Origin of the sequence: Clostridium sp. 1001271B_151109_B4 (assembly GCF_015670405.1) — a bacterium.
Taxonomy (GTDB): domain Bacteria; phylum Bacillota; class Clostridia; order Clostridiales; family Clostridiaceae; genus Clostridium.
The window spans coordinates 89,022-107,224 of the sequence record NZ_JADPBQ010000008.1; the positions used below are offsets into that span (position 1 = coordinate 89,022).

General features: G+C 25.4%; 15 protein-coding genes. 9 read left to right on the forward strand and 6 right to left on the reverse strand.

Annotated elements, in window-relative coordinates; genetic code table 11:
- Positions 1-109: 109 nt before the first annotated feature.
- Complete coding sequence (locus tag I4V63_RS07460; RefSeq protein ID WP_196000670.1) at positions 110-388, reverse strand: CD3324 family protein; 279 nt, start codon at positions 386-388, stop codon at positions 110-112.
- A gap of 348 nt (positions 389-736) precedes the next feature.
- Between I4V63_RS07460 and I4V63_RS07465 the strand changes: the two genes are divergently transcribed.
- Together I4V63_RS07465 and I4V63_RS07470 are read left to right on the forward strand one after the other, a co-directional pair.
- Complete coding sequence (locus tag I4V63_RS07465; protein WP_196000671.1) at positions 737-2,380, forward strand: potassium/proton antiporter; 1,644 nt, start codon at positions 737-739, stop codon at positions 2,378-2,380.
- 69 nt (positions 2,381-2,449) lie between these two features.
- Positions 2,450-2,875, forward strand: a complete 426-nt coding sequence (locus I4V63_RS07470) for a hypothetical protein (protein WP_196000672.1) — start codon at positions 2,450-2,452, stop codon at positions 2,873-2,875.
- Positions 2,876-2,949: 74 nt separating this feature from the next.
- Here I4V63_RS07470 and I4V63_RS07475 read toward each other — a convergent pair whose 3' ends face one another.
- The 4 genes from I4V63_RS07475 to I4V63_RS07490 all read right to left on the reverse strand — a co-directional run bounded on the left by I4V63_RS07475 (position 2,950) and on the right by I4V63_RS07490 (position 6,291).
- A complete protein-coding gene (locus tag I4V63_RS07475) occupies positions 2,950-3,576 on the reverse strand; it encodes a biliverdin-producing heme oxygenase (protein ID WP_196000673.1) in 627 nt (208 codons plus the stop codon).
- 477 nt (positions 3,577-4,053) lie between these two features.
- Positions 4,054-4,659: an ATP-dependent Clp protease proteolytic subunit gene (locus I4V63_RS07480; protein ID WP_196000674.1), complete on the reverse strand. Its 606-nt coding sequence runs from the start codon at positions 4,657-4,659 to the stop codon at positions 4,054-4,056.
- Between the two features lie 122 nt (positions 4,660-4,781).
- Positions 4,782-5,441 carry a TIGR04100 family radical SAM protein gene (locus tag I4V63_RS07485; RefSeq protein ID WP_196000675.1) on the reverse strand — a complete coding sequence of 220 codons (660 nt, stop codon included), beginning with the start codon at positions 5,439-5,441 and terminating at the stop codon, positions 4,782-4,784.
- A 19-nt stretch (positions 5,442-5,460) separates the two neighbouring features.
- Complete coding sequence (locus tag I4V63_RS07490; RefSeq protein ID WP_196000676.1) at positions 5,461-6,291, reverse strand: pyridoxamine kinase; 831 nt, start codon at positions 6,289-6,291, stop codon at positions 5,461-5,463.
- Positions 6,292-6,766: 475 nt separating this feature from the next.
- Between I4V63_RS07490 and I4V63_RS07495 the strand changes: the two genes are divergently transcribed.
- The 5 genes from I4V63_RS07495 to I4V63_RS07515 all read left to right on the forward strand — a co-directional run bounded on the left by I4V63_RS07495 (position 6,767) and on the right by I4V63_RS07515 (position 13,915).
- Positions 6,767-7,951 carry a M20 family metallopeptidase gene (locus tag I4V63_RS07495; protein WP_196000677.1) on the forward strand — a complete coding sequence of 395 codons (1,185 nt, stop codon included), beginning with the start codon at positions 6,767-6,769 and terminating at the stop codon, positions 7,949-7,951.
- Between the two features lie 20 nt (positions 7,952-7,971).
- On the forward strand, positions 7,972-8,622 hold the full coding sequence (locus I4V63_RS07500; protein ID WP_196000678.1) for an HTH domain-containing protein: 651 nt from the start codon (positions 7,972-7,974) through the stop codon (positions 8,620-8,622).
- Between the two features lie 113 nt (positions 8,623-8,735).
- Positions 8,736-11,972 (forward strand): sensor histidine kinase, encoded by a 3,237-nt coding sequence (locus I4V63_RS07505; protein WP_196000679.1) that lies wholly within the window; start codon positions 8,736-8,738, stop codon positions 11,970-11,972.
- A gap of 247 nt (positions 11,973-12,219) precedes the next feature.
- Entirely contained in the window at positions 12,220-13,590 is a 1,371-nt protein-coding gene (locus I4V63_RS07510) for an MATE family efflux transporter (RefSeq protein ID WP_196000680.1), read from the forward strand.
- Between the two features lie 121 nt (positions 13,591-13,711).
- Positions 13,712-13,915, forward strand: a complete 204-nt coding sequence (locus I4V63_RS07515) for a cysteine-rich CWC family protein (protein ID WP_196000681.1) — start codon at positions 13,712-13,714, stop codon at positions 13,913-13,915.
- A 64-nt stretch (positions 13,916-13,979) separates the two neighbouring features.
- On the opposite strand, the gene I4V63_RS07520 is transcribed toward I4V63_RS07515, so the two are convergent.
- Positions 13,980-15,704 (reverse strand): PAS domain-containing sensor histidine kinase, encoded by a 1,725-nt coding sequence (locus I4V63_RS07520; RefSeq protein WP_196000682.1) that lies wholly within the window; start codon positions 15,702-15,704, stop codon positions 13,980-13,982.
- A gap of 197 nt (positions 15,705-15,901) precedes the next feature.
- Here I4V63_RS07520 and I4V63_RS07525 point away from each other — a divergent pair, with 197 nt between their 5' ends.
- Entirely contained in the window at positions 15,902-16,612 is a 711-nt protein-coding gene (locus I4V63_RS07525; protein WP_196000683.1) for a LytTR family DNA-binding domain-containing protein, read from the forward strand.
- Between the two features lie 430 nt (positions 16,613-17,042).
- Entirely contained in the window at positions 17,043-18,095 is a 1,053-nt protein-coding gene (locus tag I4V63_RS07530; RefSeq protein WP_196000684.1) for an ATP-binding protein, read from the forward strand.
- Positions 18,096-18,203 lie beyond the last annotated feature (108 nt).

Sequence of the window (18,203 nt, forward strand, 5' to 3'; positions counted from 1 at the left end):
TAAAATAATCATCTTAATTTCAATTACTAAAACATTTATTGAAATATAACAATGAAAGAATAGCATACTTTAAAACAAGTATTCAATCTAATAAATGATTCTGTATTAATTATGAGCATAATTGTTTTTGTTTATTTATAATTCTTCTAATACTTTTTTCTGACAAAAAATATTCTTTAGTTAACTCATCTATGGTATTGCCTTTAAGATATTTTTTATATATTTCCTTATTTCTTATCTCAAGACTATCTTTTATACCACTTTTTTCTCCCCAGGCTTTATGATTTTCGCACTTTCTTGGAATATAAATATATTCTCCATCTATATACTCTTGGATAACCTCAAGAATTTCTACGGGTAACACATCTGTTGCTTTAATATATTTCATTTCCTTACTCCTTAATTTTAAATAATTAAAATATAAAGCAAAGAATACTAAAGGCTATGTGTTACAGAACCTAAAATAATGTCTCAGCTATTTTAATAACTGCTTAGGCTCCAAACAAAGCATAGCTGACCTTTGTGTAGTCTTTGCAAGGAGCAAGCAGGTTTAAAAATGAATGTATCATAATATACTTTCATTAAAAACACCTCCTATAATGTCTAAATTATATCATATTCATAAGTTAAAATATTTTTAAGAAGTAAAAATTTAATATTTTTAGATTCAAGTAAAGAAGTATATGAATAGTATAAAAAGAGAGTATTATATAAAATTTTATAAAGGGGGTAATATATGATAAATGTAATGATTATTTGTGGGTTAGTATTACTAATAAGTATAACTTCTACCAAAATATTATATAAGTTCGGGGTACCGATTCTTTTAATATTTATAATGTTAGGAATGATATTTGGATCAGATGGAATTGTAGGAATATATTTCAATGACTATCAATTAACTAATAAAATAGCTACTGTAGCGTTGATATTTATTATGTTTTTTGGAGGGTTTGGGACTAATTGGAGTATGGCTAAACCTGTTGCAATACCATCAATTCTTTTATCAACGTTAGGAGTTATTTTTACAGCTGGATTAACGGGGATATTTTGCTTTTTAGTATTTAAAACAACATTATTAGAGGGATTACTTATAGGTTCAATAGTTGGATCTACGGATGCAGCATCAGTATTTGCTATTTTAAGATCTCAAAGATTAAATCTTAAGGGATCAATTGCATCTATGTTGGAGTTAGAAAGTGGTAGTAATGATCCTTGTGCATATATGCTTACAACAATTATATTAGGGATAATGTCTAATAGTAATAATGGAAATATATTTGTTATGGTATTAAGTCAAGTTTTACTTGGTGGAATAGTAGCAGTGGTGTTAGCTAAATTTTCTATTTATCTATTGAGGCATTTTAAGTTTGAAATAGAAGGGTTCTATCCTATTTTTATGACTGCTGTAGCAGTACTAGCTTATTCACTAAGCGAGTACTTGGGGGGGAATGGATACTTATGTGTTTATATTACTGGAATAATCATAGGAAATGCTAAGATACCACATAAAAAAAGTACATTCCAGTTTTTAGATGGAATCTCGTGGCTTATGCAAATTATGTTATTCTTCTTGCTGGGATTATTAGCATTTCCATCTAAGATACCATTAGTAATTGGAAAAGGAATATTAATATCAATATTTATGATTTTAGTAGCAAGACCAGTAGCTATATTTAGCATATTATATTGGTTTAAGATACCAATAAAACAACAGATATTTATAGCTTGGGTAGGGATAAGAGGAGCAGCATCTATAGTTTTTGCAATATTTGCCGAGACATATGGAGTGTCAATAAATAATGATATTTTTCATATAATATTTTTTATAGCTCTATTTTCTGTGATTGTTCAAGGAACAATTACTCCTAAATTAGCTAAAAAATTAGATTTAATAGATAATGAGGAGTCAGTATTTAAGACTTTTAATGATTATAAAGAAGATAAAAGTACAAGTCTAGTTGAATTTACAATTGATGAGCATAATATTATTGCAAATAAAGCTATAATGGATGCTAATATACCAGAAGATATTCTTGTGGTTATGATAAAAAGGAATGGGGATGTATTTGTACCAAATGGTTCTACAAAAATTTTACCAGGAGATATATTAGTTTTATCAGGAAATAAGCTTAAACATTTTAATGAATATCGCGAAGAAAAGAGTACAACACTAACGGAGTTTTCAGTTGAAGAAAAGAGTAGTTTAATAAATAAATCTATAAAAGATGCCAATATTCCAGATGATGTTCTTATAGTTATGATAAAAAGAAAGGGAGAAGTATTGGTTCCTAATGGGAACACGATAATTCTACCAGATGATATATTAGTTGTGACATCAAATAATATGAAGGAAGTAGAAGAATTATTAAGTGTATAGGTTATAAAAAAATTCACCGTAATATTTTTTGATTTATGGTGAATTTTTATTGGAATAAATATCAATGAAGTGTGTCATGGAGATAAAATAGATACAATAGGAATGAATATAGAATTTTTTGATATTGAATCTACTAAAGATAAACAATTTGGATTTAAAGCAATTCTTCCAAATGAAAAAAAATTAGTTTGTCTTGGTGATGAGCCTTATAAGGAAATTTCTAAGAGGTATGTTGAAAATTGTGATTGGTTGCTTTCGGAAGCTTTTTGTTTATATGAAGATAGAGAAATATTTAAGCCTTATGAGAAAAATCATAGTACACCTATTGAAGCTGGAAAACTTGCAAAAGAACTTAATGTAGAAAATTTAATTTTATATCATACAGAAGATAAGAGGCTTCCAGAGCGAAAAAAACTTTATAGTGAAGAAGCAAAAACAGTTTATGATGGACAAGTATTTGTTCCATATGATTTAGAAAGAATAGAACTTAAGTAATAAATAAAAATGATGTTCAATATTTTGAACATCATTTTTATTTTAAATCATAATAACTATAAGTTAGAAAGAACTTATTTTAATTTAGTATCTAATTCATTTGAAATTGCAAGGTTGTAAATATATGCATTGTTTACTTCGTTTATAAATTCTACTTTCATTTCATCAGATAAATTAATATCAGCTAACATATTATGATACTTCATAACATATCCTCTTAAATCATTTATTTCAGGGAATTGATAATAGTTTAATCCATCATTAGATATTTTATAGTTTGTACTTAACAATGAAAGGAATGTTCTTCCTCCAAATAAATCAGCTAAGAATCTAGTATAAGCATATGCAACAACTAATTCTGGTTTAGTTTCTGATAACTCTTCAATTTTTGCAACACAAGCTTCAGTAGAAGCTAATAATTTCACAGAATTTAATTTATCTCCTAATAAGAAGTTTAAATCTTTTTTCATAAGTTCAGAACGATATAATTCTTTTGTCACAAAAGGCTTTACAACAGCGTTATTTTCATTTTTATCTAATGCACTTTCAATAGCTTTATACATTTTTTCTAAATTGTAAATATATTCAGCATATCCATCTACTGAAGCTGTTCCATCTACTAGCTTTTTGATATATCCTGTATTTTCAGCAGCACTATGTAATAAAGATGTCTTTTCTCTTATATCCATCATAAATTTCATTTTTATCACCTCATATTTATATAAATTATTTAACAATAATATATATCAAAGGAAAATAATTATCAAGTAACGCAATGCTAAGAAAAGTTTTAATTCTTAGTAAAATGGTATGAATTACTTTGGTTTTCTTAATATTTCATAATATTTCATTATGAATACAATAAGTGAAAGTAAAAAAAGCCAGAAGGGAGTCTGGCTTTTAATATGTTTTTGTTAGTTTAAAAATTGTGAAATTATATAATTTCTTTTATAAGTTTAATTTAATAGTAATAACTTTTAATTTAATATTTGTAACTTTTTATAAATTTCTTGTTAATTTGTATACTTTATCAATTGTAATAAAAATTGATATCATTTTTTCTTCCCATAGAAAATCCTCCTAAAATTAATATGATATATTATTCAAAATACACTAACTAATCACAAAAAAGAGCAGATAGATTTATTTTTTACATAAATCTATCTACTCTCTCAATATCAACAAAGGTCAGAATACTTTGCAATAATTTTATTAACTAAACCATATTCTAAAGCTTCGGTAGAAGTTAGCCAATAGTTTCTATCAGTATCTTTATTAACTTTTTCTATAGGTTGATTAGTTGCTTCACTAATTAGATTATTAATTCTAGTTCGGACTCTTAGTATTTCTTTTGCTTCAATTCCTATATCGGTAGCAGGTCCGTTAAATCCACCTAGTGGTTGATGTATCATATACCTTGTATTAGGTAGTGAATATCTATTTTCTTTTTCAGCGGCAAGATAAATAGTTATTCCTGCGCTAGCTACCCAACCTGTACCAATCATAATAACTTTTGGCTTAATAAATTTAATAATGTCATGGATTGTATCTGCAGATTCAACATGTCCACCTTGACTATTTATAAATATTTTAATTGGTTCATCGCTTAATTCTTCAAGAATTAATAGTTTAGTACATACCTTTTCAGCTAATTCTTGATTAATTTCACCAGAAATAAAGATAGTTCTAGATTTTAGTGATTTTTCTGTAATTAAACTAGAAAAGTCTTTTGATTTTTCTTCACATTTTTCATTTCCATTTACATTTTGATTATAATAAAACATTATAGTAACACCTTCTTATTAAATAATATTGCTTTACTAATTAATAATATTAGTGTCATATATTAAATATGTATAATAAATAAAAGTGATGAGATAAAATTATTTTATCTCATCACTTTTATTTATTCAAAAGGTCTAACTCTTAAAGTTATACCTAAATCATCACATACCTTTTGGCTAGCTTTAATATCTTCCTCGCCTATACAATCAACTACAGTAAATACGACATTTGGAATATAAGACTTACATGATACGGCAAACTTCTTCATTGCTTCGTAAGATTCAATTCCAAATTTATTCTTAGTTATTTCATAAAATTCCTCAGCTGTTGGAGCATTAAGGCTTATTGAAACTGTATCAATTAAATCTTTTAATAAAGGTGCAATTTCTTTTTTGTTAATTAAATCTCCTAATCCATTAGTGTTTATTCTTGTTGGCATATTTGAATTTCTTTTCTTTATATATTTTGAAATTTCAATTATTGCATCTAATCTTTCTGTTGGCTCTCCAAAACCACAGAATATAATTTCATCATAAAGGTTAATATCTATAGCTTCAAACTCAGCAATTACTTCTTCAATTGTTGGTTCACTTTTTAGCCATAAGCTATTAGTCTCAGCCATTTTTTTTGTTGTTCTTAAACAAAATGTACAGGCACATGGACAACGATTAGTCAAGTTAACATAAATATTTTTCTTTATTCCCCTTGACTCCATTTCAGAAATAGTTATATTTTTTAAGCTTATAAAATTACCATTATCATTAGTATATAAAATAACCATTTAAACACATCCTTTTATATTATTTTAATTCAGTTAAAAATTCTTCAAAACAAACACCATAGCTTCCAGGTAAGTTTAAATCAGTAGTAAATTTCAATGATTTACTAATAAAACTTGTGGCCTTTTCAACCGAAGATGCAAAATCTTCACCTTTAACAATGCTAGCTGATACAATAGATGAGAAAACATCTCCAGTTCCTGAACGGTCACCACCTATTTTTTCAACCTTTATAACTTTAAAAGGTTTATTAGTTTCGAATATAAAATTTTCTATGGATCCTTGTCTTTGTAGACCTGTAATTACTATTTTGTTTGGACCCTGAAGTGATAATCTTTCGCATAAAGAATACAATTCTTCATGAGTTGGAGTTTCATTAGGATAAGGTAAGTCTAATAATCTACAAAGCTCAGTAAGATTAGGAGTTAAAACATCCGCATATTTTATTAAGTTTTGCATCTCTTTGCACATTTCATCTGTATAAGTTGAATATAGTTTTCCATAATCACCCATAACAGGATCGATTAAAACTATGTTATCTTTTGTTTTAAATTTTTCTAAAAATTCGATTACTATTTCTATTTGCTCCTTTGAACCTAAAAAACCAGTACAAATTCCATCGAAATTTAATCCTAGAGTTTCCCAATTATTAATATATTCTCTCATTTTAGGAGTATAATCTTCAAAGAAAAAATTATTGAATCCAGTATGATTAGATAGGATAGCTGTTGGTATAAAACAGCATTGAACTTTAAGTGCCGAGATAATAGGTAGAGAAACTGCTATAGAGCATCTACCAAAGCCGGTTATATCATTTATAAGAGCTATTTTTTTTTGATTGAATCCCCTCATTTTTTCACATCCTTTAAATAACAATTATAAAAGAAGAGTTTAGGAAAAGCAATTTCAAAAGCTTTGTAACGATACAATATTCAGGTTAAAAAGCTTTTGCTTGGATATTATATTGAAGTATTAACATTATAAAGATAGAGTATTTGATGAAGAGGCTTGGAATTATATATGCGAAAATAGTTAGGTTATAATAAATTTACAGTGTTATAGTAAAAGTAGTAGAAATGCAGATTTTATTATTTATTTTATGGACTACTATTCTTTTGATTTGATTTGTTTAAAAAATTGATATAAATTATACAGATTTTTAATTAAGAATTTAATTTTATTACTATATATTTTAAATATTATTTAAGGAAATAATTTATGGGTAAAGTTTATTATAAATAAAAAAATAATGGTGACTATAACTGTCGTATTTGAGGAATATTATATATAGTATTAAGTAGATTAAAATTTATAAGGAAGTGTAGATATGAATAAATTTATAGAACAAGCAAATTTAATAAAAAATGATATTGTAGAATTTAGAAGAACTATTCATAGAAATCCAGAAGTTGGAGAGAAATTACCTAAAACTAAAGCTTACGTAATAGATAAATTGAAGGAGTTTGGTTATGAGCCAGAGGAGATATGTGAAAGTGGTATAGTTGCTACTATTAAAGGAAATAAACCAGGTAAAACATTTTTACTAAGAGCAGATATGGACGCGTTACCAATGGTAGAGGCTACTGAATGTGATTTTAAGTCAAATAATGGTTGTATGCATTCTTGTGGTCATGATATGCATACAGCAATGCTTTTAGGTGCAGCAAAGTTACTTAAAAAAAATCAAGATGAAATAGAAGGAACTATTAAGCTAGTATTTCAACCAGATGAAGAAGGATTTACTGGAGCTAAAAAAATGTTAGAAGCAGGAGTGCTTGAAAATCCTAAGGTTAATGCAGCTATGGCAATGCATGTACATTCTTCTACACCTTCTAATGTTGTATTATGTGGTTTAGGAACTAGTATAGCTGGATGTAAAAGATTCAGAATAGTTGTAAATGGAACAGCATGCCATGGAGCTATGCCTGAACTTGGGGTAGATCCAATAAATATAGCAGCGCACATATATATATCTTTACAAGAACTTATCGCAAGAGAAATAATAGCTACAAAACCAGCAGTTGTAACAATAGGAAAATTTGTAGGGGGAGAAGCACCTAACATAATACCTGGAGAAGTTGTTATGGAAGGTACAATAAGAGCTTTGGATAAAGAAGTTGGAGAATTTATATTTGATAGAATGAAGGATATAGTGGAATATACAGCTAAGATGTTCAGAGGAGAAGCTAAATTAATAGAATTATCATCAGTACCACCATTAGCAAATGATACTGAGCTAGCTAAGGAAGTTACTTCTTATGTAAAAGACTTAGTTGGTGAAAAGGCTGTTTGCTTATTTGAAGGTGGAGGTATGGGATCAGAAGATTTTGCATCTTATTCATATGAAGTACCAAGTGTTTACCTTATGTTAGGAGCTGGTACTAAGGAAGAAGATCCATTATATGGTGAACCAATGCATAATGAAAAAGTTGTATTTAATGAAGATATATTAGTTACTGGAGCTGCTATGCATACATATTGTTCTATTATGTGGCTAAAAAATAATAAATAAAAGCTCAAAAGGTAGAAATAATGAGATTATTAGAGATTTTGTTTTATCTATTAAGAAGCAGTTCTAAAGTTACAATTAAGGAGCTTGCTAGAGTTTATAATGTGTCAACTAGAACAATTCAAAGAGATTTGGATAAATTATCAGTATTAGGAATCCCAATAATAATATATAGAGGGAAAAATGGTGGCGTTACCATAGATAGCAATTATATAATAAACAGACAAGTGCTAAGAAATAATGATTATGAAAAGCTAATGTTTTCAATATATATTTCTGAAAATATAAGTAAGGATATAGAGGAGGCTACTTTAATTGATAGGTTTAAAATTTTGGATAAGGATAATTCTATAAAAGTCCTAGAAAAATTAAAGCAGCGGTTTATAGTAGATCTATATGATGAAAAATTTGATATTGAAAGTGACGTATGCAAGGAAATTGATAAAGCTTTAGAAAGTAAGGATTATATAGAAATAGATAGCCAAAAGGGGAAAATAACTATTTTCCCAATTTCTTATGTTTTAAGAAAAGAAGGTCTATGTTTATATGGGTATAATAAAGGATATAAATTGCTCTTAATAAAAGATATATATAATGTTGTGGTTATTAATAAAAAATATAAGGGTAAAGTAATTGAGTATAGAAGAAATAAAAAAAATATAAAAATAGTATAAAAATAAGGCAGTATATGTCTTATTTTTTTATTATAATATTTGGTATTAATTAGAATAAATGTAATGGTGTTCAATAGATAGTGAATTGATGGTTAAAATGGAGAATAATAAAAATGAAAAGAAATATAAAAAAAATAATATTATTTATTATAGTATTTTTTAACTTATTAATGAAATATAATGCAGTTTTTGCTGATAGAATAGAATCTTACAATGATTCAACTATTCAGAAAGATAAAATAAATTTTAAAAACCTAATTGTAAATGATGGATTATCGAGTAATCTTATAACAGATATTTATCAAGATTCAACAGGATATATTTGGATTGGTACAGAAGATGGATTAAATAAGTATAATGGTAATGTGGTAGTAAAATATTCGTATAAAAATGACAATGAAAATAGTATTACATCACCACATATCACTAGTATAAACGAAGATAGATATAAGAATATATGGGTTGGGACAGATTATGGATTAAATATTATCAATAGAGAGGGAGATAAGATAATAAGAATAGGGGCTGAAGAAGGAAATGACTCTGAATTATCTAATTGGGAAATAACTGAGATATATAGAGATAGCAATGATACTATGTGGGTCGCAACTAAAGATGGATTAAATAAATATGATGAGGTTAATAATAAGTTTATAAAGTATTACTCTGATGGAAGTAAGACAAGTATAACTAATAATCATATAACTGACATACAAGAAGATGATAATGGATATTTATGGGTAGCGACTATAGCAGGAATATCTATTATAGATTTAAATACGAATAGTATATATAATAACAAAAGTGAAGTTGATAATTTAGAATATGTATATCAAGTAGAGAAAAACAATAAAGGAGAAATTTGGATATTATCTAAAGGTGGTATATTCAAGGTAATAGATATTGATTATGAAAAGGAAACTTATAAAGCTGATATTATTATAGAAAAAGAAACTGATAATAATATAACCAAAATGTTATATGACAATAGTGGAAATATGTGGCTTTCAGAGGGTGATGGATTAATAAGATATATCTTAAATAGTAAGGAAACTCAAAGATATAAAGCAGCACCTGATTATTTGTTAAGTAATACAATAACATGTTTATATGAAGATAGAAGTGGAGTAATATGGGTAGGAACAAATAAGGGAATTAATATATTAAACATCAAACAACAATTTAGTAACAAAATAAATAATATATTAAATACATATGGAATATATGAAAGTAGTATAACAACATTTTTGGAAGATAATAATAATGATTTATGGATAGGTACTGATGGAAATGGATTGATTAAGTTTAATTTAACTAAAAAGGAAGTAGTAAGATTTGTTTATAATGAAAATGATAGTAATTCCTTACTTAGTAATAAAATAAAGTACATACTTGAAAGCATAAATAATAAGATAATAATATTCACTGAAAAGGGAGTAAATACAATAGATAAGGAAAGTTATGAAATTCATTCATATTCTTATTATAAAATAAATATTAATCTTTTTTTTAATGAAAATTTTAAAATTATAAATGATGATAAATATTTGTGGATAGCAACTATGGATGGACTTTATAGAGATAGTCATGAAAAGCGTGAAGTAGTTAAATATAAAGATAATTTTTTAGATAATGGAATTAAAAATTATAAAATATATGATATTTTTCAAGACGAAAGTGATGAAAATATTCTTTGGTTAGCTGGAGGGTTAGAAGGGGGATTAATAAAATTTCATAAAACAGAAGGCATAATTAAGAATTATTTATCAAGTTCAGAAGAAAATTCATTAAGCTATGATTCTATAAACTGTATTCAAGGAGATGGTAAGGGAAATCTTTGGATAGGAACTGAGTATGGTTTAAATAAGTTCAATATTAAAGATGAGAGTTTTACTAATTATTATGAGCAAGATGGATTAGCTAATAATTATATAAATAGTATAATTGTGGATGATAGTGATAACATATGGATAGGTACAAGCAATGGATTAAGTAAATTTATTGTTAATGAAAATAGATTTGTGAATTTTACTGAAGTAGATGGAGTATGTGGAAATCAATTTAATAAAAGAGCTGCATATAAGACAAATGATGGAGAACTGTTATTTGGGACAACTAAAGGAGTAGTTTCATTTAATCCGGATAATATAGAGGAAGTATCAGCTAAAGTAGATAAGGTAGTTATAGATACATTGTGGATAAATAGGAAGTTAGTTGTAAACGATAGAGAAACAATTAAACTTAAATATAACGAAAATAATATATCTATTTTATATTTTCTTCCTGACTATACAAGGATAGATGGAATAACTTATTTATATAAGATGGATGGAGTAAATAATCAGTGGAATGTTGCCTCTTCAGAAGGATATTCAACTTATACCATGTTGCAGCCAGGTGATTACATATTCAGAGTTAAAGCTGTAAATAGTGATGGAAGTTTTACAGAAGAAACTACTTTGAAATTTAATATAAAGAGGCCTTTTTGGAAATCTAATACAGCGTATTGTATATATATAAGTTTAGTATTAATAATAATTATTTTTATATTAGCTGAAGTTAAGTTTATGAAAAAATTATTAGCTAGGCAAAGAAAAGAAATAAATCATCAACTTGAGGAAAATAAAAAACTTTATGAAAGAAATATTAGAAATGAAAAGTTTAAAAATGATTACTTTGTTAATTTATCACATGAATTAAGAACACCATTAAATATAATTTTATCTGTGCTTCAATTATTAAATTACTTAGAGGAAAATGATGGATTTACAAAGGAGAAATTTTCTCATTATATGGACGTAATAAAGAAAAGTTCTAATAGTTTATTAAGTATAATAAATGATATTATAGATAGCTCTAAAATAGAATCTGGTGCTTATAAGATAAGTAAACAAGAAAATATTGATATAGTATATTTAGTAGAAGAAACTGCATTAAATATGAGTGATTATATTAACAATAAGGGAATTGAATTAATAATTGATCCAGAAATTGAAGAATTACTAATATGTTGTGATTCAAAGGAAATAGAGAGATGTGTTGTTAACCTTATTGGAAATGCAGTTAAGTTTACAGAAAAAGATGGGAACATTAAAGTTTTAATTAAAGAACAAGATAATACTGTAAGTATTTCTATTGAAGATAATGGTCTTGGAATATCTAAGGATGATCAAGAGTTTATATTTAAGAGATTTGAGCAAGGTGGTAATGTTAATTCAACTAAGGTGAGTAGTAGTGGAATTGGATTAACGTTAGTTAAATATATTGTAGAGTTACATGGTGGACATGTTGAGTTAGAGAGTGAGTTGGGGAAAGGCAGTAAGTTTACACTAGTGTTACCTATAAATTAAAGAGTATTAATATTATTTTAGAACTTCTATAATTAACATTAAAATTAGATTATTGATTAATTTAATCTTAATAAGTGTTAGTTATAGAAGTTTTTGTTTTTAATTATTAATTTGAAATATGTCATATAATTATTGAAATTTTTATTAATGAATATATAATTATTTTGAATAAATAAAATATAGTAAATTTAGTGGTTAGAGTTAATACTTTAGCTACTTTTATTTGTGCAAAGAAAGGAATAGAGCTGTGGATATAAAAGAAGTTTTAAATTCTAATATATTTAAAGTATGGGCAAGATTTATACTTGCATCTGTAGTTGGAGTAGTATTAAACACCATATATACAGTGGTAGATGGAATATTTATAGGACAAGGAGTTGGAGAAGTTGGACTTGCCGGAGTAAATATTGCATGGCCAGCGGTAACTCTTATTGTTGGAATAGGACTTATGATAGGAATTGGTACTAGCAGTATAATGGCAATTTATATGGGAAAAGGTAAAAATAAAAAGGCTGAAAAAGCATTAGGAACTTGTATTAGTCTAATAATTATTGTAGGAATTATAATTACTATATTAGGACTTGTGTTTAGAGAGCCAATAATTAAGATGCTAGGGGCAACTCCAGATACTATAAAAAGTGCAATAGATTATTATACAATAATATTTATAATTGCAATACCATATATGTTTGCGACAGCTTTAAATCCAATAGTTAGGACTGATGGAAGGCCAGATTTATCAATGATTATGATAGGTATAGGAGCAGTTGCCAATATAATATTAGATTGGTTATTTGTTATGAAACTAGGATTTGGGGTAAAGGGGGCAGCAATAGCAACAAGTGCAAGTATAGTTATATCAATGACTGTATCTTTTTATTACTTTATAATGGGCAAAGCGAATATAAAGATAAAAAGGAAACATTTAAAAATAGATAAAGGAATAGTAAAAAGAATTTTAAATATTGGATTTGTAAGTTTTGCAATTCAAATATCCTATGGAATTATACTATTAACACAAAATAAAACTATGTTTTTATATGGAAGTACTATAGATGTTGCAATATATACAGTTGCAACGTATGTAAACTGCTTTTTAGTAAATACTTGTATGGGAATAGCACAAGGATTACAGCCTTTGATAGGATATCATTATGGAGCTAAAAAAATTAGAAGAATGAATCAATTTGTCTATATAACAATTGCTGTATGTATTTTAGGTGGTGTTTTGGTTTATAGTGGTATATTTGTTTATGGAAGAGAAATAATTAGAATTTTTGGAGTTGATTCTAAAAATATAGAGTTCGCATATAAAATGATATTAATTTATTGTATTGGGAGTCCTATTATAGGGATAATATTTACTATGAGTGGGTATTATCAGGCCATTGGTAAAAATATTTATGCAAATATAATATCTATAGGAAGAGGATTTGTATTTCAATTCATATTTACAATAGTGTTGCCTCATTTTATAGGAACTACCGGGGTATTTTTATCATTGCCTTTAGCTGAATTAATAACATTTATAATCTTAGGAGTTATAGTATTAATAGAATCACGTAAAAACTCTAGAAATTTGTTAAAAAATAAAAGTGTATTAATAAATATACCATAAAATTTACATATGCATTAAGTAAATATTTTTATTTAATGTTGAGAAGAGGCTTTATTTATATATTAATAAATATGTTTATTGTAGAATTATATTAGTAAAAATAAGAAGGAAGATGAAGATAATGAAAGTTGATAAAAGTATTTGTCCTATTTGTGGAAAACCAAATAATTGTGGATATGAAAAAGGTTTAACACATGGAGGTTGTTGGTGTGAAAAAATTAAAGTTCCTAAAGAGTTAAGGGAACAGATACCAGTGGATTTAAGGGGAAAGGCATGTATTTGTAAAAAATGCATAATAGAATATAAAGAAAAATTTAATAAGTAACTATATTTTATGGTATCTTTATTGAATAAATAAAGATACCGTTTTTCGCATAAATATAAATATATTATATTGAATATATATCTGAAAATTCTATATTACATTTTTCAATTTTTGATGAAGGTATACTTGGACTTGAAATATCAAATTTTTCGCTATTAGTCAATTTTATTGGTAAATAAAAAATGAATTCTGCACCATTTTTAAAGCTAGGGTTGGCCCAGATTTCACCATCATGTAATTCTATAAAGGATTTACACAAGAATAATCCAATTCCAGTTCCTTGATTTTTTTTTGTAAATAACTCATCACTTTGAATAAATCTGCTAAAGATTTTTTTGGAATCTGATACAGAAATTTCAGGGCCATTATTTTGAACATGAACAAAAAGTTTTTTTGATTCATAATCTGTAATAATTTTAACTTTGATTTTCCCATTATCATCTGTGAATTTTAAAGAATTCGAAATTAGATTTAGCATTACTTTTTCTATTTTATCAGGATCGCATGAAAGAAAGACTTCCTCTTCATCAGTATCAAAGATTATTTCTTTATTATTTTGCTCCAAATAATCGCATGTTGATAATACTATATTTTCTATTATATTTATTATATTGCAATTAGATAATGTTAAATCAGTAAAATTATTTTCTAACTTACTACTATCTAGTACGTTATTGACAAGTCTTAATAACCTATAAGAGTTCTGCTTTAAAATATTTAAATATTTTAAAAGTGTATCGTTATCAATTTCACAGTTATCAGATAGTAGTTTTAAAAGTAATTGAATACTTGAAAGTATAATATTAATTGGAGTCTTAAACTCATGAGAAAGAGTAGCAAAGTAATTCATTTTACTTAAAAGTATCGAAGGAGAATATTCATCTGAATTAAGTATATTTTTTTTAAAAACATACTTTTCAAATTCGTTTGTTACGTTAAAGCTTACTAAAAGTGAACTTAAATTGTCACATATGTCTTTAATAAGTCCTTCATTGTTTATTTGGTATTTAGTGATATTATCATAATTTATATGTAGTATGCCTATTACCTTATTTGCAAAGCATAATGCTTTAACTATAAATGATGAAGTGTTTTTAGTAGTATATTCTTTTTTATAATATTTAGAAAGAATTGAATTTATATATTTATAGTGCTTAAATGAATTTGTTTCATTGTCAATTTTTGATAATAGAGGTTCATCAACTTTAATAGTTATATTTTCATAAAAAATATTTTCATTAATAGTAGATGAGGCATATGAGGTAATTGCTGAATTATCACTATTAAATAGGAATATGTTTACATTGCAAGCTGCAAGTATAGTACATAAGTTATTTAATATTTCAATTATGAAATCCAAATAGTTATTTTGGTTATCAATATTAGTTTTTTTATATGTAATTTTTTTGAAGTCAATATTTGTTGCTCTATTTATATCTAGAGGTTTTGAAACAGTAACAACATTTTTTGAGTTAAGTAATGGAATTTTATAAACACTAAAAGGTGTATTTTGTGTTTTGTTTATACCATATTCTTCTGTGAGTACAGGAATGCCATCTTCTAAAGATTTTTTGTCAGATTTTAAACTTCTATATGCTTCTTTACTATCCTTTAGATCAAAATCAGTTCTTCCTATAATAAAATCTTTTTCCAATGCGGAAATATCTGCAGCAAATTTATTAGTATAGATATATTTTCCTTCTTTATCTTTTATATAAATGCTACAAGGTAAAGCATCTAAAATAGCTTCTAAATCTTCTATAGTGTATAAGCGTTTAGTATTTATCATTGATACCTCCATTCAGTTAATTAATGCATTTTACAAATAATGTAACATGAAATTACATGAATTTACCCTTTTATTAATAAAAGGACTATTTATGTACATAAATAGCAAGGAAATATGAGGAATTTTTATTGAAAATATGATATGAATTGATATAATATACAGGACTATATTTAAGGATTATGCTTTATGGGGGTAAAATGTTTAAAATAGCTATATGTGAAGATGATAATTATCAAATTGATATTAACAAATTTTTAATAAATAAGTGGGCAAGGAAAAAAGAAGTTTCACTTCGTATAAGGGAATTTCTTTCAGCCGAAGAATTTATTATTAAGAATGAAAATGTTATAGAATATGACTGTATAATAATAGATGTAGGATTAAAAAAGATAAATGGAATAGAGCTAGCAAAAATAATAAGAGAAAATAATAAAGATGTTAGTATTATTTTTGTTAGTGGATTAGATCAATATATATCATATGGATACGATTTTGAGGCTATACATTATTTACTTAAACCAGTAAACGAAGAAAAGTTTTTGGTTTGTTTGGATAAAGCATGGAAGAAAAAGTGTTTATATAAAGAAGAAAAAGATATTATTACTATTAAGAGATTTGGTGATATTATAAATTTAAAATTTGATGATATAGTGTATTGCGAATCTTATCAGCATTATATAGAAATTAATACTAAGGATAGTAAATTAATAGTTAAAAAGAAAATATCTGATTTAGAAAAAGAACTAGATGGAAATTTATTTATTAGAACTCATAAATCTTATATAGTAAACATTTCATATACAAAAGAGATAAAGAAGAATAGTATAATATTAAAAAATAGCATTGAAATTCCAATTAGTAAAATGAAAAAGAATAAAGTAAAAGAGTTTTATTTTAAATATTTTTAAAGATATAAAACTCATATTTTATAAAGTTATAATAAAGTATGAGTTTTGTATTTCTGAATGTAATATTTGTGAAGTATTTAGCATAATTGATGAAAAAATAGTTTTATACTTATAATTTATATATAATAATTTTAATAGTAAAAGAAATATAATAAGAATTATGCAATTTAATATTAGGAGTTTATTGAAAGTAATGCAGTTTATATATTATGTTATTGAATTAATAATTTGTATATTTAATATAGGTACTATTTTGTATTTTTTTGATAATGTACCAAATTACAATAAGACACTTAAGAGTAGTACTAGAATAGTATATACTATAGTACATTTCCTTTTTTTATATTTAGGAACCTATATAGGGAGTGTTTTTGCAATTATAGGGTATTACAGCATACTGTTAGTATTCGGAATTTATATAAAGGGGAGAATGAAGTTAATAAGTTTATTTTGGATAATTCAATTTGTGTCAAATTGTTTATCTGTATATTTTATAGTATATACTTTAGGAATGTTATTAAAAAAGCACACTATATTAGCATTATATAATGAAAGTTATTTATTAAATAAAAGTTTATATTTAATTTGTATATTATTACAGATTTTTATTATAAAATTTCATATAAAGCGAAAAGATTTTATTGAAAAACTTAGTAATAGTCAAATATTAATATCGAGTTTTATATTTATAATAATACAATTGTGTTTAATTATTCAATTATTAGATAATATAGGTATTGATCCTTTTAATACAATTTATAAAGCTGGAATAAGTATACTATTATGTTGCGTGAATGGTTTTTTTTATAAAATTTTAATAATTCTTTCTAAAGAAATTGAAGAAAAATATTTATTAGAAATGAGTATTAAACAAATAGAATTAGAAGAAAAATATATAAAAGAAATATCTGAAATATATACTGATATAAAATCTTGGAAACATGACTATAGAAACAATATAAATGTTATTTGTAACTTAGCAATCGCAAATGAACATAAGAAGTTGTTTGAGTATATTGAGGAATTAGATAAAGAAATAATGATTACTGAAGCTGTAATTTATACTGGAGATTTTCTTATAGATTCAATAATAACATCTAAATATTTATATGGAAATAGCAAAAAAATTAAATTTAATATTAAAGCTGAAAAAATACGAAGAAGAAATATTTCAGATTTTGATATAAATACAATTCTTGGTAATATATTAGATAATGCTATAGAAGGTGCATTAAAATCTAAGAAAAAGAAAATATACATTGATATATTTGAAAAAAATAATAATATTGTTTTTAAAATTAAAAATACTTTTGATGGAAAGATAAAAAAAATCAATGGAAATTACATAACCACAAAAGAAGGAAGCATTCATGGATTAGGAATACATAGAGTAATAAGAACTGTAAATAAATATAATGGAGTTATTTATATGAGTAATGAGGAGAATATTTTTGAAAACAAAGTAATAATCCCTATAAAATAAAAAATTATATTTATTAAAAATAAAGGTTGATATTTTAAGTAATCACCTCTCTTAAATAAATGTCACAATATATATTATATACGGATAATTTAAAAAGGCAGTGTTATA